At 62.0% G+C, this 24,975-nt stretch carries 17 protein-coding genes and 1 pseudogene; 9 read left to right on the forward strand and 9 right to left on the reverse strand.

What is annotated here, in order from left to right; genetic code table 11:
* Window positions 1-34: 34 nt before the first annotated feature.
* Window positions 35-1,000 (forward strand): alpha/beta hydrolase, encoded by a 966-nt coding sequence (locus tag BSF44_RS04935; protein WP_095942528.1) that lies wholly within the window; start codon window positions 35-37, stop codon window positions 998-1,000.
* A gap of 148 nt (window positions 1,001-1,148) precedes the next feature.
* Here the strand turns inward: BSF44_RS04935 and BSF44_RS04940 are convergent, their stop codons facing one another.
* Window positions 1,149-1,508, reverse strand: coding sequence for a DUF6124 family protein (locus BSF44_RS04940; protein WP_095942529.1), 360 nt, complete (start codon window positions 1,506-1,508; stop codon window positions 1,149-1,151).
* Window positions 1,509-2,042: 534 nt separating this feature from the next.
* On the opposite strand from BSF44_RS04940, the pseudogene BSF44_RS04945 reads away from it, so the two are divergent.
* Window positions 2,043-2,219 (forward strand): annotated as a pseudogene (locus tag BSF44_RS04945) (antitoxin); the annotation flags it as partial.
* A 574-nt stretch (window positions 2,220-2,793) separates the two neighbouring features.
* The gene (locus BSF44_RS04950) at window positions 2,794-3,309 is read left to right on the forward strand and encodes a PaaI family thioesterase (protein ID WP_095942530.1); all 516 of its coding nucleotides are present in this window, start codon (window positions 2,794-2,796) and stop codon (window positions 3,307-3,309) included.
* A gap of 113 nt (window positions 3,310-3,422) precedes the next feature.
* Here the strand turns inward: BSF44_RS04950 and BSF44_RS04955 are convergent, their stop codons facing one another.
* The 5 genes from BSF44_RS04955 to pvdM all read right to left on the reverse strand — a co-directional run bounded on the left by BSF44_RS04955 (window position 3,423) and on the right by pvdM (window position 11,385).
* The gene (locus BSF44_RS04955) at window positions 3,423-5,840 is read right to left on the reverse strand and encodes a TonB-dependent siderophore receptor (RefSeq protein ID WP_095942531.1); all 2,418 of its coding nucleotides are present in this window, start codon (window positions 5,838-5,840) and stop codon (window positions 3,423-3,425) included.
* A 126-nt stretch (window positions 5,841-5,966) separates the two neighbouring features.
* Window positions 5,967-7,616: a cyclic peptide export ABC transporter gene (locus tag BSF44_RS04960; protein WP_095942532.1), complete on the reverse strand. Its 1,650-nt coding sequence runs from the start codon at window positions 7,614-7,616 to the stop codon at window positions 5,967-5,969.
* 220 nt (window positions 7,617-7,836) lie between these two features.
* Window positions 7,837-8,709, reverse strand: a complete 873-nt coding sequence (locus tag BSF44_RS04965; protein ID WP_095942533.1) for a formylglycine-generating enzyme family protein — start codon at window positions 8,707-8,709, stop codon at window positions 7,837-7,839.
* A gap of 16 nt (window positions 8,710-8,725) precedes the next feature.
* Entirely contained in the window at window positions 8,726-10,006 is a 1,281-nt protein-coding gene (locus tag BSF44_RS04970; protein ID WP_095942534.1) for an aminotransferase class V-fold PLP-dependent enzyme, read from the reverse strand.
* Between the two features lie 29 nt (window positions 10,007-10,035).
* Window positions 10,036-11,385 (reverse strand): pyoverdine-tailoring dipeptidase-like protein PvdM, encoded by a 1,350-nt coding sequence (gene pvdM, locus BSF44_RS04975; protein ID WP_095942535.1) that lies wholly within the window; start codon window positions 11,383-11,385, stop codon window positions 10,036-10,038.
* A 244-nt stretch (window positions 11,386-11,629) separates the two neighbouring features.
* Here pvdM and BSF44_RS04980 point away from each other — a divergent pair, with 244 nt between their 5' ends.
* Window positions 11,630-13,249, forward strand: coding sequence for a PvdJ/PvdD/PvdP-like protein (locus BSF44_RS04980; RefSeq protein WP_095942536.1), 1,620 nt, complete (start codon window positions 11,630-11,632; stop codon window positions 13,247-13,249).
* Window positions 13,250-13,379: 130 nt separating this feature from the next.
* Here BSF44_RS04980 and BSF44_RS04985 read toward each other — a convergent pair whose 3' ends face one another.
* The 3 genes from BSF44_RS04985 to BSF44_RS04995 are packed head-to-tail and all read right to left on the reverse strand — an operon-like array spanning window position 13,380 to window position 17,927.
* Window positions 13,380-14,774 carry an efflux transporter outer membrane subunit gene (locus BSF44_RS04985; RefSeq protein WP_095942537.1) on the reverse strand — a complete coding sequence of 465 codons (1,395 nt, stop codon included), beginning with the start codon at window positions 14,772-14,774 and terminating at the stop codon, window positions 13,380-13,382.
* Between the two features lie 7 nt (window positions 14,775-14,781).
* Entirely contained in the window at window positions 14,782-16,755 is a 1,974-nt protein-coding gene (locus BSF44_RS04990; protein WP_095942538.1) for a MacB family efflux pump subunit, read from the reverse strand.
* A complete protein-coding gene (locus tag BSF44_RS04995; protein ID WP_095942539.1) occupies window positions 16,740-17,927 on the reverse strand; it encodes an efflux RND transporter periplasmic adaptor subunit in 1,188 nt (395 codons plus the stop codon). Before BSF44_RS04995 ends, BSF44_RS04990 begins: the two co-directional genes overlap by 16 nt.
* A gap of 381 nt (window positions 17,928-18,308) precedes the next feature.
* Here BSF44_RS04995 and BSF44_RS05000 point away from each other — a divergent pair, with 381 nt between their 5' ends.
* The 5 genes from BSF44_RS05000 (at window position 18,309) to BSF44_RS05020 (ending at window position 24,898) form a co-directional block, all read left to right on the forward strand.
* Entirely contained in the window at window positions 18,309-18,788 is a 480-nt protein-coding gene (locus BSF44_RS05000; RefSeq protein ID WP_095942540.1) for a sigma-70 family RNA polymerase sigma factor, read from the forward strand.
* Between the two features lie 136 nt (window positions 18,789-18,924).
* Window positions 18,925-20,262, forward strand: a complete 1,338-nt coding sequence (locus BSF44_RS05005) for a lysine N(6)-hydroxylase/L-ornithine N(5)-oxygenase family protein (RefSeq protein ID WP_095942541.1) — start codon at window positions 18,925-18,927, stop codon at window positions 20,260-20,262.
* A gap of 568 nt (window positions 20,263-20,830) precedes the next feature.
* A complete protein-coding gene (gene mgtA, locus BSF44_RS05010) occupies window positions 20,831-23,545 on the forward strand; it encodes a magnesium-translocating P-type ATPase (RefSeq protein ID WP_095942542.1) in 2,715 nt (904 codons plus the stop codon).
* 129 nt (window positions 23,546-23,674) lie between these two features.
* The gene (locus BSF44_RS05015; RefSeq protein ID WP_095942543.1) at window positions 23,675-24,391 is read left to right on the forward strand and encodes an MgtC/SapB family protein; all 717 of its coding nucleotides are present in this window, start codon (window positions 23,675-23,677) and stop codon (window positions 24,389-24,391) included.
* Window positions 24,392-24,496: 105 nt separating this feature from the next.
* Window positions 24,497-24,898: a chemotaxis protein CheY gene (locus BSF44_RS05020; RefSeq protein WP_095942597.1), complete on the forward strand. Its 402-nt coding sequence runs from the start codon at window positions 24,497-24,499 to the stop codon at window positions 24,896-24,898.
* Window positions 24,899-24,975: the final 77 nt, after the last annotated feature.

The following is a 24,975-nucleotide window of genomic DNA, read 5'->3' on the forward strand; positions in this document are numbered from 1 at the left end:
TGGGCGAGCTTTTTATTTTTGGAGACTACCGCCCATGGCACTGCACCCGGACATCGAAGGATTTCTAGAGCTGGCCGAGTTCGGCCGCCTCAGCGGCAAAAGCCAACCCATGCATGAGCTGAGCCCCGCAGAAGCGCGGCAGCAGTTCGAACAGACTTCGCAGCTGCTCGATGCGCCGCCGACGGGCGCCTTGACGGTGACGGCGGTCAGCATTGCCGCGCGGGACGGGCATTTACTCAACGCACGGCTGTATGCCAAACAGCAACCGGACAGCGAACCGCGCCCGGTGTTGTTGTACTTCCATGGAGGCGGCTACGTGGTGGGCAGCCTCGATTCCCACGACACCCTGTGCCGGCGCCTGGCGCTGGCGGGGGAGTTTGCCGTGTTGTCGGCGGACTATCGGCTGGCGCCGGAACACCGTTTTCCCACCGCCTACAACGATGCCGAAGACATCACCCGTTGGCTGGCCATCACCGGAGCCAAGGCGTTGGGGCTGGACGCCAGACGCATTGCACTGGCGGGGGACAGCGTCGGCGGCAGCCTGGTGGCATCGCTGTGCATCGCCATTGCCCAGGACCCATTGGGCTGGCCACTGGTGCCGCGCCTGCAAGTGTTGCTGTACCCGGTGATCGACGCAGTAAAAAAGCGCCCGTCCCTTGAGCGATTCGCCGAAGGCTACCTGCTGGAAGCCACCACGCTGGAGTGGTTCTACCAGCAGTACCAACGCAGTGAAGCGGATCGTGCCGACTGGCGTTTTTCACCGCTGTACGCCGAGTGCGTGCAAGCGCTGACGCCGACGGTGCTGTGGCTGGCCGAATACGATCCACTGCTCGACGAAGGCCTGGCCTGGGCCGAGAAACTGCGGACCGGGGGGCAACCCGTTGTGCTGGAGGTAAAGTCCGGCATGACCCACGACTTTGCGCGCATGGGCGAGATGGTCCAGGAAGTGCCGGGGATGCTGATGCAACTGGCGGCGCAGATCGGCGAGAGTTTGACCTGACGCATAGCGTAGTGATCAGCGACACCGTACCCCTTGTAGGAGCGAGCCTGCTCGCGATGGCGGCAGCACATTCAACTTCAATGTGTCTGACACACCGCCATCGCGAGCAGGCTCGCTCCTACAGTTCGTTTTGCGCTGAATCGGATAACTAAGGCGGATCAAGCCGATCCAGCGCCCGATTCACCGCCAGTTCCCCCAGCATGATCACCTGCGCAATCCCCAACAGCGCATGGCGACTTGTCCCCTCCAGATGATCCACCAGATCGTTGGCCATGACATTGGCCGACGCCAGGGATTCGCAGGCGTGCACCAGCAGGGTTTCGGTACTGAGTTCGGGGTTCACGATGAACATGGTGCTGGGTGTGCGCGGGGTGGCCATGATGTTGGCGCCCGGGTTGAGGTAGTGATTGAGCGCGCGCTCGGCGGCTTCGTGGAATTGTTTGGAGTCGGGGCTTTCGTAAGGGGAGGCCGGGTCGGTTTCCGGCGGATTTGGAGTTACCTTGAACATAAAAATCTTCCTCTAGTAGTGAGCCCACAACCATCTCGCTACTAAACGAAAGGGTGGCGGCTGTGCGCAAGTTAGTAGACCGGTGAGGAAGCGAACCGGCGCGCCCGAGGGCGCCATGCACACAGCCACCATCAAGTGCAGACGAATGTCCGACTGGATGAAACTTGTGCAACCGTTCAACCTCATCGGGCTACTAAACCCGATCACTGGAAATCAGTGACGGAATCAAGTTACCGACGACCCCCAAGGCGCACAAGCCGGCGGATTCTGGCGTACCTGTAGGCAACGGCGCAAGGCGTTGTGGCTTTCACGAAGTAACCTGTAGGTCGCTTAAACAGGCGCTGTCGAGTGGTTTTTAACCTGCTGTTTTGCCTTGTCAAAGAGCGTTGAATTCCTCGGAGTCGGCAGGAAGAGTCCTACGAAAATTTGCGGTTGGCCCTCGGAAGTACAGCGCTTACGATGTGACGCGACGCACGCCGGGTAAGCCAGTGACATTCATCATTGCCAATGACGACAACGGCTTTGGAGGCCAAAATGAAAGCCGAACCGTCCCCCATCGTTTCAGGGCTTCAGACCGAAGAGCAGGCCGCCAGCCATGACCGCTGGTTCCGCGCCAAGGTGCAAGCTTCGATAGACGACCCACGCCCGAATGTCCCGCACGATCGGGTGATGGCTGACATGCGAGCCCTCATCGCACGAAGGTCTGAAAAAACCAAGGACGATTCAATGATGGATCTTAAAAAGAACCTCATCGGTTGCCTGATATTCCCCATCGCTCCTGTCGCAGTCATTTATCTGACCTTCGCCCTGTGCAGCGACATCTGGGCAGAAAACTTCTACACACCCGGTGAGGACGGCGGAGAAGTCGAGCCCATGCTGGCTCTCCTTATCATTCCGCTTCTGCTGGTGATCGTTGCATCGTTGCTGGCGGGGCTGACCGGGTTGAGCCGATGGATTACGCGGCGCTTCGAACCCGGTGCCTGGTGGCGATGGCTGCTGGCGATTCCACGTTTGGTCCTGGCAGCCGTCGCATTGTTTCTGTTTTTGCTTTCAAGCGGTTTCCTGATGGGCGATACGCTCGGTCCATTCAGGCATTGGCAGGTGGCTTGTGCATGGGCAGCCTGTGCAGCCACCGTGAGCGCATTCCTGGTTCAGCAATTTTCACGCCTGAAGGAATAGTCCTTAAGCCACGGACAGGGGGCTGCCGAGCTATCTTCCGCATCCCGTATCGGCTATGTAATATCGACATCGGCCCGATGCTGCCCGTATTAAGGATGAACACGCTATGACCCCGCAGGACACTCCACTTCAAGACATCGCCGCGCCCGAAGGCGTTTGTTATGGCTGCGGCAGCCAGAACCCGCACGGGCTGCACATCAAGAGCTTCTGGCATGAAGACGGGGTGCATGTCATGGCCGAGCATTTGCCGGAAGACAAGTACTGCGGCTGGCCGGGTCTGGTTTACGGCGGTTTGATCGCGATGCTGGTCGATTGCCACTCCAACTGGGCGGCGATGGCTTATCACTACCGGGCAGAGCAACGCGAGGTGGGCAGCTTGCCCCACATCACCTGCGTCACCGGTAACCTGGGCATCAAGTACATCAAGCCCACCCCGATGGGTGTCCCCCTGACACTGCGTGCAAGAGTCGAGGGCGAGGTCGGGCGCAAAAGCCGGGTCATCTGCGAGATCTTCGCCGGGGATGTCCTGACCGCTGTCGGGGACTCCACGTTTGTCCGCGTCGATACCGAGCAACTCAGGGCCGCTGCACAAGCAGAAAACGGAACCGGCTCACTACTGTAGGAGCGAGCTCGCTCGCGATGGACTCAAGAGCGCTGCGTTTAACCAGTAAACACGCGTTATCGTTAACGACCATCGCGAGCATGCTCGCTCCTACAAGTGGAGTCAGCCGGCCATCAGTACTGCGCGCGCAGGCTCAGGGTCAGGGTGCGCGGGTCGCCGTAGAAGTTGGTGCCCCAGGAGGCATCGACGCGGTCGTAGTACTTGCGGTCGAACAGGTTGTTGGCGGTCAGTGTCGACGACAGGTGTTCGTTGAACTTGTAGCCCACCTGCGCCGAGGTCACGGCATAGCCGCCTTGTTTGAACTTCACATCACGCTGGTAGTAGGTGTCGCTGACTACACGCACGCCACCGCCGACGCTAAAGTCCTTCAGCGCACCGTCGGTGAACTCGTACTTGGTCCACAGGTTGTAGTTGTGCTTGGGCGTGATGGTGCTGAAGGTCTTGCCTTTGTTGGCCTGATCGCCGTCCAGGAACTTGGTGGAGGTGAAGGCGTAACCGGTGACGATGCTCCAGTTGTCGGTCAGGTTGCCGCTCAGCTCGGTTTCCCAACCCTGGCTGCGGGCCTTGCCTTCGGTCATGTAGGCACCGGAGGTGTTGTCGTACTCGGCGCGGTTTTCATCGTAGATGCGGAAGGCCGCAACGCTGGCGTTCAGGCGTCCGTCGTAGAATTCGCGCTTGAGGCCGATCTCGTACTGCTTGCCTTCGCGCGGGCCGACCGGCTGGCCGTCTGTGCCGATTTCACTCTGCGGTTTGAACACGCCGGTGTAGCTGAAGTAGGTCGACAGTTCAGGGGTGATCTTGCCGATGATGGCGCCGTACGGCACGACCTTGCGGTTGATGCTGGTGTGGGCTTCGCCGAAGTTGTTGAAGAAGGCGTTGGCGTTCTTCGCGTCGCTTTCGTACCAGGTGACACGGCTGCCGCCGATGACATCGAGCCAGTCGGTGACGTTGAACTTGGCGCGGGTGTAGACGCCGTACTGATCGGACTTGGACCAGTTGCCGTTGACGTGCGCATAGTCGTTGCGGGGAATGTCGATGCTGCCCGGATCGAACACGTTGATCGGGAAGTACTCGCCGCCGCCGTAGGTGAAGTCCTTGTCCAGATGCTGGTACTCGGCGCCCACGGTGAACTCGTGCCGACGATCGGCGAATTCGAACGGCGTGGTGACGAAGCTGTCGACGCCGACGGTCTTGATGTGGGTGTAGTAGTCGTAGGCCACGGCCCAGCTGTCACCGGTGGCCGGGTCGACCGCGCCGTCGGCCCAGGTGAAGTTACGCTCCGGGGTTTCGGCGTCGCGGTAGGTCAGGGTGGTCTTGAACTGACCGCCGTTGTCCAGTTCGTGGTCGAGTTCGGCGAAGGATTCCCAGACTTTTTCGTTGAGGGTGTTCCACTTGGCGTCGACGAAGGTCGAGCGCGGTACGTCGAGCAATGAGCCGTCGGCGTAGGCCGGCAGGCCGAAGGCCGGGGTGGAGTTGTTCTTCTGGTAGGCGCCGCCTACCGACAGGGTGGTGGCCGGGTCGAGGTCGAATTCCAGGCGACCGTAGACCATCGGGCGTTCGTTCTGCGCGTAGTCGACGAAGGACTGGTTGTTCTCGTAGGCGGTGATGAAACGACCGCGCACGGTGCCCTGTTCGTTCAGCGGGCCGGTGACGTCCACCGAAGAACGGTAGCGATCGTAAGAGCCGGCGGCCAGTTCGCCACCGAGGGCGAATTTGCTCAGGGCGCGCTTGCGCACCACGTTGATCGTACCGCCGGGTTCACCCGCGCCCTGGTACAGGCCCGACGGGCCGCGCAGTACTTCGATGCGGTCGTACATCGCCAGGTCGAAACTGGTGGCCATGTCGCCCTGGCCGGTGGGCTGCGAGACGCCGTCGACCTGCACCTGATCGACGAGGAAGCCACGCATGTAGACGTCGTTGAGGCTGGAACCGGAGTTGTAGGTTTTGATGGTCACGCCGGTGACCTGGCGCATGGCGTCCTGCAGGCTGTTGAGGTTCTGGTCGTCCATGCGCTGGCGCGTGACGACGGACACCGACTGCGGGATGTCCTTGAGCTTGATGTTGCCTTTGCCGATGGTCACTTCATCGCTGGTGTAGGAGTGCGTGCCTTCGGTGGTCGGCCCCAGCGCCACGCCGGTGATGGACGTCGCACCCAGTTGCAGTGCACTGGAGTCACCGGCCGATGGCACCAGCGACACGGTGTTGCCATTCAACTGAAAATTGATGCCGCTCCCCAGCAGCAAGGTTTTCAGTGCCTGTTCCGGTTCCATGTTGCCGGACACCGCCGTGGACTTGATGCCGTTGACCATGTCCTGGCTGTAGAGAATCTGCAGGTTGGTCTGCTGGCCCAGTTGGCGCAATGCGCTGGCCAGCGACTGAGCCGGCACATTGACGTTCACCGGGGCTGCCTCGACCTGGGACGTACCCAGCAGCAACAGGGTCAGCAGCGCGCCCGGCACGACCGTTCGGAATTTCCTTTGCCGTTCGATGGCTAGCGCCAAGGGTGCGCGGGACAGAGTAAGGCTTTGCATTGCTCGAATCGCTCCAGAATGGTGTGTGCAGTTTTTTAGTTAATGATAATTATTATTAGACGGACCACTTTGGCTAAACCGGAAAACAAACTTCAAAAAACAATGATTTGCGTGCGGCAATGGCACTCAAACGGTTGTGCGCTCGGTGACGACCCGGCCCGATTCCATGCGCACCAGTTGATCGGCCATGTCGAAATAGCGGTCGTCGTGGGAGATCACGATGATGGTCTTGCCCAGGCGTTTGAGGTCCGGCAGCAGCTCGGTGTAGAAGATGCGGCGGAAGGTCGGGTCCTGGTCGGCGGCCCATTCGTCGAACACCAGCACCGGGCGCTCTTCCAGCCAGGCATTGACCAGCGCCAGGCGCTTGCGCTGGCCGGTGGACAGGTCGGTGGTGGTGAAGCTGCCGTCCCTGACGCTGACCTTGTGCGCGATCTCCAGCCGCTGCAGGTATTGGTTGGCATCTTCGGGAATGTGCTGGTCGCCCTGGACCACGTCATCGAACAGGTAGTAGTCGGCAAAAATCGTGGTGAACAATTGGCGGTAGTCGTCGCGATTGTGCGCATCGATGCCTTGGCCGTTGAGCAGGATCGATCCCTGTTGCGGCGCGTAGAGACCCAGCAGCAACTTGATCAGGGTGGTCTTGCCGCAGCCGTTTTCGCCGACGATGAAAACGATGTCGCCTTGTTCGATGGTCAGGTTCACCGGGCCCAGGCGAAACGCGTCGCTGCCGGGGGCGGCGGGGAAGGCGTAGCTGACGTTGTCCAGTTGCAAGCGGTTGACCACCGTCGGCGAGGTGCCTTTGTCGTTGAGCAGCAGGTGCGGCTCGGGGGAGGAAAACTGGCTGGACAGTTCGGCGATGCGGCGAAAGGCAATGCGCGCCCGGCTGACGATCGGCAAGGTGCTGACCAGGTGCTCGATCGGGCCTTTCATGTACAGCAGCACCAGCACGAAACCGCTCATCACCGCTTGGTCGGCACTGGGCCAGAACGATTGCAGGGCCAGCGCCAGGCCGATCACCACGAAGAACAGCATCGAGCCCAGGGTCTTGGCGATCACGAAGGTGTTGATCGAACGCACCTGTGTGTTACAGATGAAATCGGCGGTGCCCTGGATGCCCTTGACGAACATGCGCTGGCGGCGCGGGCGGTGGATGCGCAACTCCTTGGCGCCGCCGGCAATGGCGTTGTAGTGCTTTTGCAGATCGTCCTCGGCATCGCGGGCGGCCATGAAACCCTGGATGCCCTTGCCCTGGGCGTAGAACTGGATGCCGGTGCCGATGGCAATCGCCAGCACCATCATCAGGAACATCGGCCACGACAACATCGCCAGGTAGCCCATGCAGCCGAGGGTCACGGTCAGGGAAATCGCCAGCGGTGCGAAGGCGAAGGCGAAGTCGCTGATGGTGTCGACATCGTGGGTCAGCACCGGGATCAGCCGGTGGCTGCGGTAGCGCTCGATCTGCTCGATGGGCGCTGAAAGCACCTTTTCCCCAAGGGTTTTGCGCAGCCTGGCAATGATGTGCTGGCCGACGTAGTTGGTGCCGATGTCCGAGCAGATCGAACTGCCCAGGGCCAGCAGGCACAGGCCGCCGAACAGCGCGACCACGCCTTGGGTCAGGCCATTCGGCGAGTGCAGCGCGTTGTTGATGGTGGCCAACAGCGCCGTCACGCTCAGGCCACCCACCATGCCCAAAAGGATCGACAGACTGACGACGAGCCGGAACGGTTTGAGGAGGCTGAACAATTCATGAATTGCACCGCGCGTTGGCTGGGTCATGGGCAGAGGGTTCCTTGGGTCTTGAGGCAGATACCCAGTAGAACGTCTGGTGGAGGGCTTAATTTAAAGGGTGGGAGACGGGTGGCGGGGGCTCGGTCCGCTGACAGGGTACAAATCAGTGTGGGAGCGAGCCTGCTCGCGAAGGCGGACTATCAGTCAACTTCTACTGCGACAGGCAGACCGCTTTCGCGAGCAGGCTCGCTCCCACAGGATGGGGAAGCTAGAGAGTGCGCACGACGCGAAATCCGATCCAGTCGCCACGGGTTTGCGGGTCGATGTCATTGCGGTTGCCCGAGCGGGAAAACACTGGCGCTTCGCCCCAGTCGTTGCCACGGATGCGCAGGGTGTCGCAGTTCGGTTCGGTCCAGGCGCTGCCATCGGTGGGCGCGCCGACGTAGTCCGGGTGGTAGCAGTCGGCGATCCACTCGTAGACGTTGCCATGCATGTCGTACATGCCGAAGGCATTCGCCGGAAAGCTGCCCACCGGTGAGGAGTAACTGTAGCCATCGGTGGGGCCGTAGGTGTTGGCATGGGTGGCGATGCTGTACTCGGTGCCGGGGTCGAACGGGAAGGGGAACGCTCCCGTTGACCCGGCGCGGGCTGCGTACTCGCGCTGGGCCTCGCTGACGATGTGGTAATGCTGGCCGGTTTTCATCGACAGCCAGGCGACGTAGGCGCTGACTTCGGCGAAGTTCATGCACACCGCCGGCTGGCGCGGGTCCTGGGGGTAACTCGGTTTGCCATTGGTGCATGCCCGGCCGGGGCGGGTGTCGCCATCGGGCAGGGTGACTCCGGTTTCCTTCATGTATTGGGCCCATTCGCCAGCGGTGATCTGGTAGCGGCTCATGGCGAAGGGTTTGTCGAACGTCACCTCATGCATCGGGCCTTCATCTGGCTCGCGGCCGACCTCGTCGTCCGGGGTGCCCATGGTGAAGGTGCCGGCGGGCAGCACCACCATTTCCGGGCAGTTACGGCAATCCTTGAAGACCTTGCCGGGCAACGGCGCGGTGTAGGCCTGGGCGAGGCCGGGCAAGGCGCTGCCGAGCACGGCCAGCAGCGTCAGGGCGCCGAGTTTTTTCAGGGTGCTTTTCATAATGGCTCTCGCTCAGTCAGACCTGGTTGGCCAGCAGTTCCATCAGGCGGTCGATGTGCGCTTGGGTATTGAGCAGCCCCGGCGACACACGAATGATCGGCCCGACATCCCGGTCCACGGCATCGCACACCACGCGCTGATCCATCAGGTAATTGGCGACCTCCTCGCAGTCCCGGTTCTTGATGCGGAAGAAGGTGAAGCCGGCGGAATATTCCGGCGACAGCGGCGTGACCAGCTCCACCGACGGGTGTGCCTGCAAGCGTTTTTTCAGGTAGCTGTTGATGGCGTGAATGCGCATCGCCACCTCGGCCTTGCCCAGCTCCAGGTGCAATTTGAAAGCTTCGGTCAGTGCCCAGCGGTGTTCGAACGAGTGGTAGCCGCCGTAGGTCATCACCGTGGAAAATCGGGTGGCTTCGGAGAAGGTCGGGATGGTCGGGGTCACGTCCTTGAGCTCGTCGGAGCGGGCGCAAATGATCCCGGTACCCCGTGGGCCGAACATCCATTTGTGGGTGCCGGCAATGAAGAAATCGCAGTGCATGTCCGGGAAGTCGACGTTCTCCACGCCGAAGCCGTGTACGCCATCGATCACGTAGAGGATGCGGTCCTTGTCGGCGCGGCCACGGTTTTTCTCTTCCACCAGTTTGCCGATCTCTCCGATGGGCAGCTTCACGCCGCTGCCGGAATGCACCCAGGTCATGCCCAGCACGCGGGTTTCGGGGCGGATGTTGCGTTCAATCGCGGCCAGCACTTCGGCGGTCGAAACCTTGTACGGGTCTTCGAACAATTTGATCTTGCGAACCTGGGTGCCGTCCTTCTGGGTGCGGTATTCGAACACGCTGTTGGCGGCGTAGTGCTCGTGTTCGCTGGTGAGGATCTCCTGATCCGGGCGCACGTGGATGCCGGCGTAGATCATCGCCAGGCCTTCGGTAGTGCTGCCGGTCAGGGCGATCTGCGACGGCTTGGCTTTCAGATAGCGACCGGCCCACACGCGCACCTCTTCTTCGCGGCGTTCGGTTTCGCCGCGATGCCAGTCCATGGCCAGGCCCGGGTTGCGATCCAGATTGGCGCGGTGCATCTCGATGGCTTCACGCACAGGCAGCGGGTGCGAGGTCACCAGGAAGTTGGCGAAGTGCAGGTAGTTCGGGTCTTGGGTGAAGAGTTGGCGCAACTGGTCCCATTTGTCCTTGGGCAGTGGCGCGGGGCTGGCGGCCCGTGCTGGCAGACTCACGGCGGAGACCAGGGGGATGCCGGCCGCGAGGATGCCGGCCTGCTTGAGGAATGAACGACGGTTGGTCATGGATTCGGTTCGCTTTGGCAAAGGAGAAATCAGTTTTGAACGACAGGCCGGGAGGACTTCTGCACCTGGTCCCAGACCCGCAGGAAGTTGCCGCCCCAGAGCTTGGCGATGTCGGCCTCGCTGTAGCCGCGGCTGATCAGTTCGGCGGTCACGTTGCGGGCCTCGCTGACGTCTTTCCAGCCGTCGAGGCCGCCGCCGTCGTTGAAGTCGGAACTGATGCCGACGTGGTCGATGCCGATTTTCTTCACGGCATAATCGATCGCATCGCCGTAATCCTTGAGAGTGGCCTTGGGTTCTTCGTCGAGGATCGAATAGAGCTGGCTGGCGTACTCGCCGAAGCGCTGCTCGGGCCAGACAGTGATCACCGGATCGCCGGGCATCAGCGCCATCTCCAGGCCTTGCAGTGGTTGCAGGTCGAAGCGGGCGCGCAGGGCGTTGAGCTTGTCCTGGGTGGCCTGGCTCAGCGGGCGGATATAGGTCGGGAAACCGACGATCTGCACCACGCCGCCGCTGTTCTTGATCAGCTGCATTTCCGGGTCGCTGAGGTTGCGCGGGATGTCCACCAGCGCGCGTGGTGCCGAGTGGGAGGCGACCATCGGCGTGCGGCTCAGTTGCGCGACTTGCTCCAGGGCCTTGGTCGACATCTGCGACACATCGATGATCACGCCCAGGTCGTTGAGGCGATGTACCGCTTGCTTGCCGATGTCCGACAGCCCACCCAAGGCGTCCCGCGAATCATTGAAAAACGGCAGCGGCCGTGACGAATCGGCCCAGGCGTTGTTGCCCACGTAGCTGAAGCCGAACATGCGCATGCCGCGCGCGGCCCACTTGTCCAGGGCGTTGAGGTCATTGCCCAGCGGATAGGCGTTGAGCATGCTGATGAACACCGCGAATTTGCCTTCGCCATGCAGGCGGCGGAAGTCGTCGGGGGTGTAGGCGATGGCTACTTGATTGGGGAAGTCACGCACCATCGCGCTGATGATCTTGTAGCGGGTTTCCTGCTCATGGCGGGCCTCGTCGACGAAACCGGCGGTAGGGCGATGGGGGGCGTTGGGGCCGTTCCAGATTTCCGGCCAGCCGAAAATCGTCAGCGCCGCACCGGACAGGCGCCCGCGCCCGGTCTTGATCAGGTCGAACTGGCCTTCGCCGTCCTTGTCGACTTCATTGCCGGCGGTGCCGAAGTCCATGGGCACGGTGATGTGGCTGTCGAACGAGAGAATGCGTTCCTGCAACTGATCGGCCTGTTTCATCACCTTGACCGGGTAGCCTGGGTTGTCCCTGAACCCGTAGTCCCAGGCCGCGAAGCCCGCTCCTGCGCTGATCGCCAGGGCCAGCGGCAGGCCGATGAAAAGAGCCTTTTTTGAACGTGGTTTTGTCATTGTCGTCTCAGTCAGGTTCGCCGCCCCGGATCAGGCGCAGGGGCCTTTGCTATCTGGGGGGAACGAGTGGCTGGCCGGAAAATTTAGCGCGGCTGATGGCCTCATCGCGAGCAGGGCTCGCTCCTACATGGGAATGCGGTCTCCTGTAGGAGCGAGCCCTGCTCGCGATGCTTTTTAAATTTATGCGGGCAACAAACGTTCTAGCTTGGATAAAGCCTGCTTCATGGCTGACACAGGTAGGGCAATGACGATTTCTCGACGATGGTTCCTCGCGGGTCTGGCGCTGACCGGTGCCGCCGTGCCGGCGGTGTATTACGGGCATCGCGAACTGTCCAGGCCGGACCCGACCATCACCCCCGGCGAAGCCTCGTTCGAGGTGGCGGATGTTGCCGGCCAACGCTTGGCGGATACCTTGCGCGGGGTCTGGCAGATTCGTTTCGAAGGTCGTGACGCCGGTATCGAAGGCTTGCCCCTCGAAGGCCTGGAGGTGTTCCTCGACATCGGCCACAAGGGGCGTGGTTTCAGTGGTTATCTCGACACCGCCGAGCGTTTGCGCTCCACCGAGGAGCCCCGTTACCGGGTGCTCGGCGATCTGTCCGGGGCCAACCCGAAGCAGCTGGCCTGGCGACTGCTGGGGGCCAGCGGCTGTTGCGATTACGAGTTCGACATGACCCTGGACGAGGTGTGGGCCGGTTTCGGCAACGCCGGCAGCGGCAGCCTCAGTGGACGGGTGCTGGACCTGAATCGGCCACTGATGCTCACCGCGCAGGACAATCGCTTCATTGCCGTCAAACGGGAATTCCCTGAAGCCCGGGAGCGCGCCGGCCTCAATCCGACCCTGCTGGCCTGGCTGGTATCCCCGGAACACCGGTTGTTCCACCAGCTTTGGCATGCCTCCCGGGACAAGTGGCACAAGCTGTCCGAAGACCAGCGCGGCGCCTTGCGCGGGCTCGGCTGGCAACCCGGACCGCGAGACACGGAGCGTGACGCCCGAGGTGAACGCAAGGATCGCAACGGTTCGGGCGTGGACTTTTTCTTCATGCACCGGCACATGCTCGGCACCGCGCGCTCGATGCAGGACCTGCCGTCCTGGACGCACTTCCCGTTGCCGCAGCCGGAGCTGGCGCGGGACAGGCTCGGCTTTGCACGTTACTTCGACAACCACGACGGCACCGCTTTGCCGCCGACCTGGCTGGCCGAGGACGATGACGAGTACACGCAATGGGTCAGCGACATCAAGACAGGCGAGACCTATCACAGCAATTTCCAGGTCTGGGAATCGCGCTACCGCGATCCGCGTTACCTATCGACGTTGACCCTCGGTCAGTTCGGCTCGGAGGTCGAACTGGGCCTGCACGACTGGCTGCACATGCGCTGGGCTTCGGTGCCGCGTGATCCGTCCAACGGTCAGCCGGTGCCATTCGCCCGGGATCCGGCGGACTTTTCCGCACGCTGGTTTGCACCGGAAAACGATTTTCTCGGCGACCCGTTTTCTTCCCATGTGAGCCCGGTGTTCTGGCATTTCCACGGCTGGATCGACGATCGCCTGGAAGACTGGTTCCGCGCTCACGAGCGCTTTCATCCGGGGCAGGTCAGTCGGCTGCAGGTCAACGGCGTGCAATGGTTCGCGCCAGGGCGCTGGGTCGAAATCGATGACCCGTGGCTCGGCCCGAGCACCCATGGCTGCAGCACCACGCCCGGTTTGCAGACAGGCAAGTCAGTGGAAATGGACCCGGAAACCATGAAGCTGGCGCTGCGCATTACCTTTGGCGAAGACGAGAAGAAACTTGCCGGCTTGTTCCGTAAGGTGCCACAACGGCCGTGGTATGCGCGGCATTTGAAGGCTAAACAGAGCCAGGCTTGATACCGCGTTATCGTTCAATCGCGAGCAGGCTCGCTCCTACAAGGTTTAGTGTTTTCCGCATGGTTCGGGCACGACACAAATCATGTAGGAGCGAGCCTGCTCGCGAAGGCGTACTCACTGACGACAAAGATTACAAAACCTGCCACCCGCCACCCAACGCCTTGTACAGCGCAATACTCGCCTGCATCCGCGACAACCGCAGTTGCACGTTCAAATCCTGCGCCGCATACAGCGTGCGCTGGGTTTCCAGCACCGTCAGTAAATCCTCGGCCCCGGCCTGATAGCGGCTTTGCGCGATGTTGAACGCGGTCTGTGCCTGGCTCAGCTCTTCGCTCTGCCACCCGCGCTGTTCATCCAGTCCGCGGATGCTGTTGAGGGCCTTTTCGACGTCGGCGAAGCCGTTGATGATCGCGCCGCGATAGGTCTCCAGCAGTTCCTCCTGGCGTGCCGTGGCCTTGTCGCGCTGGGCGCCGAGGCGGCCGTTGTTGAACACCGGCGCGAGCAGCCCGGCGGTGAGGTTGTAGAAGGGGCTGCGCAGAATGTCGTCGGCCCGGTCGGCGCCGGAGCCGATTTCGGCGGTGAGGGTCACGGTCGGCAGCATCGCGGCCCGGGCGACGGTGACGTCGGCCTGGGCGGCGGCCAGTTGCGCCTCGGCCCGGGCAATGTCCGGACGGCGGCTGAGCAACTGGCTGGGTACCCCGGCCTCGATGTCGGGCCAGGTCAGTTGATCGAATCGCTCCTGACCCAGTGACAGCGCCTGAACCGGGCGACCGAGCAGGACAGCGAGGCTGATCCGTGCATCCTCGGCCTGTTGTTGCACCAGCGGCAGCTGGCGTTGCTGCGCTGCCACCAGGCTTTTTTGCTGCGCCAGTTCCAGGGCCGTGGCCGAGCCCGAATCGAAACGGGTCTGCACCAGTTTCAACACGTTTTGGGCATTGGCCAGATTCAACTCGGCGATGCGGCTCTGCTCCTGCAACGACAAGGCTTGCGCGTAGCCGTTGGCCACACCACTGAGCAACGTCAATTCCACTGTGGCCTGATCGAACTCGCTGGCTTGCAGACTGAATTGCGCACTGTCGCGACTGGCCCGTTGGCCGCCCCAGAAATCAATTTCGTAGCTGGCCGTCAGGTTCGCCGTGAAGTAGTCGACGGCATCGTTATCCCTGTCGGCATCGAGCTGACTGTAGCCGCTGCCGCGCAGCAGTTTCTGGCGATTGGCGTTGACCCCGGCCTTGACCTCGGGCAATTGCGAGCCGCCGGCAATCACCGTGTCGGCCTGGGCCTGGCGTACTCTCGCGATGGCTGCGGCCAGGTCGTAGCTGCCAAGCCGTGCCTGTTCGATCAGGCGCCCCAGTTGCGGGCTGCCGAAGCGGTTCCACCATTGCTGGTTGTCATGGACAGTGCCTGCGGTGTGCGGCGATTGCCAGGCGGCGGGCGGCTGGATGCCGCTGTCCGGGCGCTGGGCCGGGCTGCCACAGGCGCTGAGCAGCAGGCACAAAGTTAACAGGCTGAGTGGCGGCTTCATCAATCGATCATTCACTGGTAAGGGCCGTGACCGGGTCGAGTCGGGCAGCCTTGCGGGCCGGCATGTAGCCGAAAACGACACCGGTGACCAGGGCGCAGCCGAAGGCACCCAGCACCGCTATCAGGGAGAACGCGACAGCGACTTCGCTGACAATCAGCACGCCACCGACGATCAGCGCCAGGGCGATCCCGGTGAGGCCGCCCACCACCGAGAGCATCACCGCTTCGGTGAGGAACTGGCGCAGAATGTCGCGCTGGCGGGCACCGGTGGCCATGCGGATACCGATCTCGCGAGTCCGCTCGCGCACGGTCATGAGCATGATGTTCATCACGCCGATTCCGCCCACCAGCAGGGAAATCGCCGCAATCGAACCGAGCATCAGCGACAGGGTGTTTTGTGTGCGCGCCTCGGCCTGGATCATCGCCGCGTTGTTGGTCAGCTCGAAATCGTGCTTGCCGTCGTGCAGGCGCAGCATCAGTTGCTCGATGGCTTTTTCGGTTTCCTTGACCTTGCGCGCGTCGGCGGCGGCGATGGCGATGTATTCGGGATTGTGGGTGCCGAACAGGCGCACGCTGGCGGCGGAGTAGGGGATGGCGATGCGGTCGTCGCTGTCGGAGTCGCCGGAGCTGGCGCCTTTTTCCGCGAGCACGCCGACCACCTGGAAGGGGACGTTTTCGATCAGGATGTACTGGCCGATCGGGTTGGCCACGTCCTTGAGCAGTTTGGTCCGCACCTTGTGCCCGATCACCGCGACCGCCGCGGCGTTCTGTTCGTCGGCGTGGGTAAAGTAACTGCCTTCGACCACCGGCCAGTTGAAAATCGCCGGGAAGTTGGTGTCGTTGCCGCCGACGTAGCTCATGTGGTCGAGGTTGCCGAAACGCACCCCGGCCTCCTGGCCGTTGACCGGCATGATTCGTTTCACCTGGGGCAAGCTGGCAATCGCCGCGACTTCATCGAGGGTGACGATGCCCATGGGCGTACGCGGGTTGGGCGCCGAGCCGCTGAGGTAAATGATGTTGGAGCCGAACGCGCCCATCTGCGCCATCACCTGGCGTTTGCTGCCTTCGCCGACGGCCAGCATCACCACCACCGAGGCGACGCCGATGATGATGCCGAGCAGGGTCAGGGCGGTGCGGAACTTGTTGATCCACATCACTCGCCACGCCGCGTGCACGGCATCGACCAGTTCGCCTTTCCAGGCGCCAGTGGCTTCTGCGCTTTCGCTCAGGCGCCTGCGTAAATCGACGGCTTGCAGGGCGCCGGGGTTGGCCGAGTGTTGCGCGGCAGGATTGTCCCGGGCGCTGTCGCTGATGATCTCGCCGTCGCGGATCTCGATGATGCGTTTGGCCCGGGCCGCTACTTCGCGGTCGTGGGTGATGAGGATCACCACGTGGCCCTGGCTCGCCAGCTCGTCGAGCAAGGTCATGACCTCGGCGCCGCTGTGGCTGTCGAGGGCACCGGTGGGTTCGTCGGCCAGGATGATGTGGCCGCCGTTCATCAACGCGCGGGCAATCGACACCCGTTGCTGCTGCCCGCCGGAGAGTTGATGGGGGCGGTTGCCGGTGCGCGAAGCCAGGCCGAGGCGCTCGAGCAGGGCGGCGGCGCGGGCGTGGCGTTCGGCGGCGGGCAAGCCTGCGTAGATCGCCGGCATCTCGACGTTTTCCTGGGCCGAACCGGAGGGAATCAGGTGGTAGCCCTGGAACACAAAACCAAAGGCTTCACGGCGCAGCCAGGCCAGTTCGTCACTGTCCAGCGCCGCGACGTTTTCCCCAGCGAAGCGGTATTCGCCCGAGGTCGGGCGGTCGAGGCAGCCGAGGATGTTCATCAGCGTCGATTTGCCGGAGCCGGAAGCGCCGACGATCGCCACGAACTCCCCGGCATGGATCGACAGGTCGATGCCACGCAGCACGTGGACTTCAGGCGCGTCGCCACCGCCATAGGCTTTGCGGATGTCCGAAAGGTCGATCAGGGGCGTGTGCATTCAGCGCCACTCCCGTCGACCGGGCCGATCAACAGGTGATCGCCCTCCTGCAGGCCGTCGAGGATCTGTACCCGCAGGCGGTCACTGATGCCGGTGCGCACGTTGCGCTGCTCGATGCTGCCGTTGCTGGCGACCACTTGCGCGGTCTGCCGGTCTGTCTGCGGGCCGGCCTGCAGGGCTGCGATGGGCGCGGTGAGTACGTTCTGCGCCTGATTGGCGACGAAAAATACCTGGGTGGTCATTTCCGCCATCAAGGCGTTGTCGGCGTTGTCGACGTCCAGCAACACGGTGTACAGCACCACGCGGGCACTCCCGCTTTTGCTGGTGCTGGCGGGGCTGCCGCTGCCCTGGCTGGTCTGGTCCAGCGGCTTGGGCGGGACGGGCAGGATTTGCCGCACGGTGCTGGTCCAGCGCCGGGTGCCGCCGCTCAGGGTGGTGAACCAGGCGTGCATGCCGGGTTTGACGTGGCCGATGTCGGCCTCCGAGACCTCGGCCCACACGGTCATTGGCGACAGTTTGGCGATGCGCAGGATCAGCGGAGTCTGCTGTTGGGCGTTGAGGGTCTGGCCGACCCGGGCATCCAGCGCGACCACGGTGCCGGCCATCGGCGCATAGATCCGCGTGTAGCCAAGCTCCGCCTGGTCGCTGCGCAGGCTGGCTTCGGCCTGGCGGATCTGCGCCTGGAACATGGCGACCCGTGCCTGGGTGGCGCGCAGTTCGGCCTGGGCGGTCTGCACGTCTTCTTCACGGGTGGCGCCGCCGGCGGCGAGGTTCTGTTGACGCTGGTACTTCTGCCGGGCCAGGTCGTGTTGCGCGCGCTGTTCCTGCAGCTGCGCCTTGAGATTTTCGACGGAGAAGCGCCCGGCATCAAGTTTGGCCTGTTGCGTGGACGGGTCGATTTCCACCAGCAACTGGCCTTCCTTGACCACATCGCCGACTTCCACGTGGATCTTGTGGATCTGCCCGGAGGCCTGGGCGCCGACGTCGACATAACGCCGCGGTTGCAGGGTGCCCAATGCGGTGACGCTGCTTTCAATGTCGGCGCGGCTGACCTGGACGGTGACCAGCCCGTCGCGGCCCGGCGGGATGAACTGCCAGGCGGCGACGGCCACCACGGGGATCAGACAAAGTGCTGCAAGCAGGGCGCGTCGGGTCTGTCGGGGACGTTTCATGCAGGGTTCCAGCCTGGGAAAATCGGCCCGTCGTTCAGCGGCGGAGGCGGGCAGAGACGGGGAGCTGTCCTGTAAACGATGGACCGGGCACAGAATTTAGGCGACGACACAACCCACTGTAGGAGCGAGCTTGCTCGCGATGGCCGCAAGGACGACGCGATAAATCAGAAAATACGCATCATCGTTCACGACCATCGCGAGCAAGCTCGCTCCTACAGGGGGCGAGACAATTTATCGGGCAAGTTGAAGCAGTACTTTAAATCTATATGAGAATTACTATAAATTACGCGACTCGAACTGCCACTATCGTGCCACTGTGTAATTCAGCGGTCACCGAACCGGCTCAAGGACAGAAACCGCACCCCCGTGCGGACGGGAGTCATGTTGGAAAACTACTATCGCGAACTGGTGTGTTTCCTGAACGCCAGGCTGGGCAACCGTCAGGTGGCCGAAGATGTGGTGCATGACGCTTATCTGCGGGTCCTGGAGCGCTCCAGTGATACGCCGATCGAGCAGCCCCGGGCATTCCTTTATCGCACCGCCCTGAACCTGGTCATCGACGACCATCGACGCAATACCCTGCGTCAGGCCGAACCCCTGGACGTGCTCGACAATGAGGAGCGCTATTTCACCCCTTCGCCACAAAGCATGCTCGATCATGGCCAGCGCCTGGAAATGCTCCAGAGTGCCCTGGCGGAGTTGCCGAGGTTGTGCCGCGAGAGTTTTCTGCTGCGCAAGATCGAAGGCCTGTCCCATCCGCAGATTGCCGAGCAACTGGGCATTTCCCGGGCGATGGTCGAGAAGCACATAGTCAATGCCATGAAGCATTGCCGTATACGCATGCGACAGTGGGACGCCTAGTGATCCCGGGCGGTTAAATTTTTTTTCACGGTCCTCGTTCCTACTCAACAGACGACCTGTTGTGCGGCCCACGGCCTGTCAGGTCACTTAGGTTCAATGTCCCGCTATGGCGGGGAGCATCCAGAGGACACTGGAAATGACACAGGCAATTGCATCGCCCCTCGTTCACGACCTGATCGGCGTCGGATTCGGCCCGTCGAACCTGGCACTGGCCATCGCGCTGCAAGAGCGCGGGGCGAGCCAGGGCAATCTGGATGTGCTGTTTCTCGACAAGCAGGCCGACTACCGCTGGCACGGCAACACCCTGGTGACCCAGAGCGAGTTGCAGATTTCCTTCCTCAAGGACCTGGTAACCCTGCGCAATCCGACCAGCCCTTACTCGTTCGTCAATTACCTCAAGGCCCACGGGCGCCTGGTGGACTTCATCAACCTGGGCACCTTCTATCCGTGCCGCATGGAGTACAACGACTACCTGCGCTGGGTCGCCGGGCAGTTCACCGCGCAAAGCCGCTACGGCGAAGAAGTGCTGACCATCGAGCCGGTGCTGCACAACCATCAGGTCGAGGCATTGCGGGTGATTTCCCGCGATGGGAGCGGGCATCAGCAGGTGCGCACCACCCGTTCGGTGGTGGTCAGCGCCGGTGGCACGCCACGCATTCCCGAGGTGTTCAAGGCGCTCAAGGATGACGGCCGGGTGTTCCATCACTCCCAGTACCTGGCGCAGATGGCCAGGCAGCCGTGCGTGGACAACCGGCCGATGAGCATTGCGATCATCGGTGGCGGGCAGAGCGCGGCGGAGGCCTTCATCGATTTGAACGACAGCTTCCCGTCGGTGCAGGTGGACATGATCCTGCGCGGCTCGGCACTCAAGCCGGCCGACGATAGCCCCTTCGTCAACGAAGTGTTTTCGCCGGAGTTCACCGACCTGGTGTTCCAGCAGCCAGACAGCGAGCGCGAGCGACTGGTCAACGAGTACCACAACACCAACTACTCGGTGGTGGACATCGATCTGATCGAGCGCATCTACGGCATCTTCTACCGGCAGAAGGTCTCGGGCATCGCCCGTCATGCGTTCCACACCCTGACCACGATCGAAAAGGCCACCGCCAACGAACGGGGCATCGAATTGGTGTTGCGCAACAACGCCACCGGTGAAGTCTCGGTGCGTCACTACGACGCCGTGGTGCTGGCCACCGGTTACGAGCGGCAGATGCACCGCAAGCTGCTGGCGCCACTGGAAGAGTACCTGGGTGATTTCGAGGTCGATCGCCACTACAAGCTGATCACCGATGAACGCTGCAAGGCCGGCCTCTACATGCAGGGCTTTTGCCAGGCCAGCCATGGGCTGAGCGACACCTTGCTGTCGATCCTGCCGATACGTGCCGATGAAATTGCCGGGTCGTTGTATGAGCATGGCAAGCATCGCGGGAATGGGCGGTCGGTGGTGGATTTGTTGTTGGCCACTGCCAGCTGAGTTTGCTGCGTCTGTAAGGCCGCCATCGCGAGCAGGCTCGCTCCTACAATGGACCGGTGTTCACAGGACCAATGTAGGCGTGAGCCTGCTCGCGATGAGGCCATTGAAATCACCCAAGACCCTCAATCCTGAACCCTTCCTGAAGAACCCCGCGATACCCCCGGCAAGACTTTGTAACGGGTTTACTCGCCAAACATCGGGGCGTAAGCTTCGCGCGTTTTCATCCATTACGGAGACCCACAGTGGGTACTTGTTCGAGTGACAGTTGTCGGCCGGTCTCGGTAACCGGCATTTTCTCGGCAAGATAACGCGCAGTCTCCTGTGCCGTTGTCTCGCCGACAAGCGAGCAGCGGCATCCCGATCATGGCCAGTCCCGGCCGTGTCCCGACGTCCCTCTCATCGACGCTGAACAGTGCGTGGTTTCGACTTTTTGTCGTGGCCGCCGCTCTATCGACACGTCAGTCATTCGTGACCGGCGCGCCAGGCCTTGCTTTGCCGGTTGTTCCGGCGGCAGCGGCGTGGACCTGCCTGCTCGACGGTTTCCCGGCTGACCAAAGGGGCACCAGCCATGAAACTTACCCTCAAGGAATTCTTCGCAGGCTTCCTGCGTAACCGCCACATCGCCCGGCACTTCCGTCGCCTTGCGTTGCTGGAAACCTTCACCGACACCACGGTCAGCCGTGAAGTCCCGCCCACCCTGGCGCAAACCCTGGTGGCCGCTGCCGGCAGCGACACGGGGCAACTGCTCAACAATTTGGGCAGTCACACCGACGGTTTGAGCGAACTTGAAGCCGATGCCCTGCGCGAGCAATTGGGCCTCAATGAAGTCGAGCACGAACAGCCGCTGCCCTGGTGGACCCACCTGTGGCACTGCTACAAGAATCCGTTCAACCTGCTGCTGACCTTGCTGGCGCTCATCTCCTGGCTGACCGAAGACATGAAAGCCGCCATCGTGATTTTCTCCATGGTGGTGCTCTCGACCTTGCTGCGCTTCTGGCAGGAAACCAAATCCAACCAGGCCGCCGATGCCCTCAAGGCGATGGTCAGCAACACCGCCACGGTGATGCGCCGCGACCTTGAGGACCAGAGCGCGCAGCGTATCGAGTTGCCGATCAGGCAACTGGTGCCGGGCGACCTGATCGTGCTGTCTGCCGGTGACATGATTCCCGCCGATTGCCGGGTGCTCAGCGCCAAGGACCTGTTCGTCAGCCAGGCGGCCATGACCGGTGAATCGATGCCGGTGGAAAAATTTCCCCGCCAGCAGGACCGCGACACTATCAACCCCCTGGAACTGGACAACATCCTGTTCATGGGCACCAACGTGGTGTCCGGCACGGCCATGGCGGTGATTGTCACCACCGGCAACAGCACCTATTTCGGTGCCCTGGCCCAGCGCGTCGGCGCCACCGACCGGGCGCCGACTTCGTTCCAGACCGGGGTCAACAAAGTCAGCTGGCTGCTGATCCGCTTCATGTTCGTGATGGCGCCGCTGGTGTTGTTCATCAACGGTTTCACCAAGGGCGACTGGACCGAAGCGTTGCTGTTCGCGCTGTCGATCGCCGTGGGCCTGACCCCGGAAATGCTGCCGATGATCGTCACCTCGACCCTGGCCAAGGGCGCGGTGTTCCTGTCGCGCAAGAAAGTCATCGTCAAACGCCTCGACGCCATCCAGAACTTCGGCGCCATGGACGTGCTGTGCACCGACAAGACCGGCACACTGACTCAGGACAAGATCTTCCTGGCGCGCAACGTCGACGTCTGGGGCAACGCCTGCGATGATGTGCTGGAAATGGCCTACCTCAACAGCTACTACCAGACCGGCCTGAAAAACCTGCTGGATGTGGCGGTGCTCGAACACGTCGAGATCCACCGTGAGCTGAAAGTCGGCACGGCGTTTCGCAAGGTTGACGAGATCCCGTTCGACTTCACCCGCCGGCGCATGTCGGTGGTGGTCGCCGAGCGCGATCAACCGCACCTGCTGATCTGCAAGGGCGCGGTGGAAGAGGTGCTGGCGGTGTGCTCGCAGGTACGCCATGGCGAAGTCGATGAAGCCTTGAGCGAAGAATTGCTGGCGCGAATCCGTCAGGTCACGGCCACGTTCAACGGCGAAGGCTTGCGTGTGGTGGCGGTTGCTGCTCGGCCGATGACCGAAGGACGCGACACCTACAGCCTGGCCGATGAACAGGCACTGACGCTGATTGGTTACGTGGCGTTCCTCGATCCACCGAAAGAAAGCACTGCCCCAGCCATCAAGGCGCTGGCAGCCCATGGCGTGGCAGTGAAAGTACTGACCGGCGACAACGAGCTGGTGACGGCGAAAGTCTGTCGCGAAGTCGGCCTGGAACAGCAAGGCCTGCTGATGGGCAACGACATTGAACGCATGAGCGATGCCGAGCTGGCGAAAGCGGTGGAAACCACCAACGTCTTCGCCAAACTGACGCCATCCCACAAGGAGCGCATCGTCCGGCTGCTCAAGGGCAACGGACACGTGGTCGGTTTCATGGGCGACGGCATCAACGACGCCCCGGCGCTACGCACCGCCGACATCGGTATTTCGGTGGACAGCGCCGTGGACATCGCCAAGGAAGCGGCCGACATCATCCTGCTGGAAAAGAGCCTGATGGTGCTGGAGGAGGGCGTGCTGGAAGGGCGCCGGACCTTCGCCAACATGCTCAAGTACATCAAGATGACCGCCAGTTCGAACTTCGGCAACGTGTTCTCGGTGCTGGTGGCCAGTGCGTTCATCCCGTTCCTGCCAATGCTGCCGATGCACCTGCTGGTGCAGAACCTGCTCTATGACATTTCGCAGATCGCCATTCCGTTCGATAACGTCGATGAGGAAATGCTCAAGCAACCGCAGCGCTGGCAACCGGCGGATGTCGGACGCTTCATGCTGTTTTTCGGGCCGATCAGTTCGATCTTCGACATCACCACGTTCGCCTTGATGTGGTACGTGTTCGACGCCAACACCCCGGATCACCAAACCCTGTTCCAGTCCGGCTGGTTCGTGGTCGGGCTGCTGACCCAGACCCTGATCGTGCACATGATCCGCACGCCGAAGATCCCGTTCCTGCAAAGCCGCGCGGCCATGCCCTTGCTGGTGATGACCGGGCTGATCATGGCCGTGGGGATTTTCCTGCCGATGGGACCGCTGGCGCATTACTTCAAGTTGCAGGCGTTGCCGTCGCTGTACTTCGTGTTCCTGCCGGTGATCCTGCTGGCGTACATGGCGCTGACCCAGGCGGTGAAGGGGTTCTACATTCGCCGGTTTGGCTGGCAGTAATGCTGCCAGATGTAGGAGCGAGCCTGCTCGCGATGACGGAGTGTCAGTCAATATCCATGTCAACTGATACACCGCTATCGCGAGCAGGCTCGCTCCTACAGGGATCGTGTGTTTTTCCAGGAGTTTTATATGCAAGCACTTAGCAACCTCAACCTGAACTCCCTGCTCGACACCCTGGTCAGCCTCAGCGCGGCCTTTATCCTCGGTGGCCTGATCGGTTTCGAGCGCCAGTACCGGCAACGCACCGCGGGCCTGCGCACCAACGTGCTGGTGGCGGTGGGCGCGGCGATTTTCGTCGACATGGCCAACCGGCTCGCCGGTGCCGAAGGCGCTGTGCGGGTCGTCGCCTACGTGGTTTCCGGTATCGGCTTTCTCGGTGCCGGGGTGATCATGCGCGAAGAGGGCAATGTGCGCGGCCTCAATACCGCCGCCACGCTCTGGACCTCGGCGGCGGTCGGTGCCTGCGCCGGTGCCGACCTGCTGGCCGAGGCGTTGCTCGGCACCTTGTTTGTGCTGGCGGCAAACACCCTGCTGCGGCCGATCGTCAACAACATCAACCGTCAGCCGCTGGACGTGATTTCGGCGGAAGTCACCAACATCGTCTATGTCATTGCCCGACGCACGCAGCAGAAAACCGTGCTGGCCTTGCTCGAAGCCGAGCTGGAACGCAGCAACTACCCGGCCAGCGATGTCGATGTGCACGCCTTCGGCACGGATGAAATTGAAATCGAAGCCACCCTGGCCACCACCTCGGTCGATGGTGATGAACTGGATGCGCTGGTGGCACGGATTTCGACTTCGACCTTGGTGGTGCAGGCGTTCTGGAGTCCGAGTACCACGGAGTAAAGTCAGATTAACCGGCGTTTATTTAGGAATATTCCTACATAAATCTAGGAAGGTCTTCCGTAGGCTTTGCGACCTCTTGAAACCGACATCCTTTTGGAGGTGATCTTGCCGAACAAATCCTTGCGCATCCTGATCGCCGATGCGCAGCACTTCAACCGCCTGCGGATCGAGCGGCTGTTCAATCAGCTCGGCTACTTTCGCGTGGCACCGGTGCAGAGTCTCGACGAGCTCCTTCCACTGGTGGAGTACGGTTGCGAGCCTCTGGACCTGGTGCTCATCAATGGAGCGATGGCCAGCGAAGGGCTGGACCTGTTGAATTTCTTTACCGAAAACCCGCAAGTCCATCAGGCCTTTATCTTCAATGTACAGCAGGCGTCGTTGCCGCCAGTCGCGGGCAACGTCCAGCTCAGCCAGGCCGCGCTGCCTGACTTGACGTCCATTACGCAGCTGATGAGCGCCATCGAACATCGCCTACCGTTTGTCGGAACTGTCATTTCTGTCAGGTAGTTCTTTCCAGCCTTCCATGCAAAAGTCTGTGCGCAGCGTTGTGCCCCACCGCTGCGGTGCCTGGAGGGCATTTTTTG

The sequence above is a fragment of the Pseudomonas sp. ACN8 genome, from assembly GCF_002303925.1.
In the GTDB taxonomy this organism is placed as follows: Bacteria; Pseudomonadota; Gammaproteobacteria; order Pseudomonadales; family Pseudomonadaceae; genus Aquipseudomonas.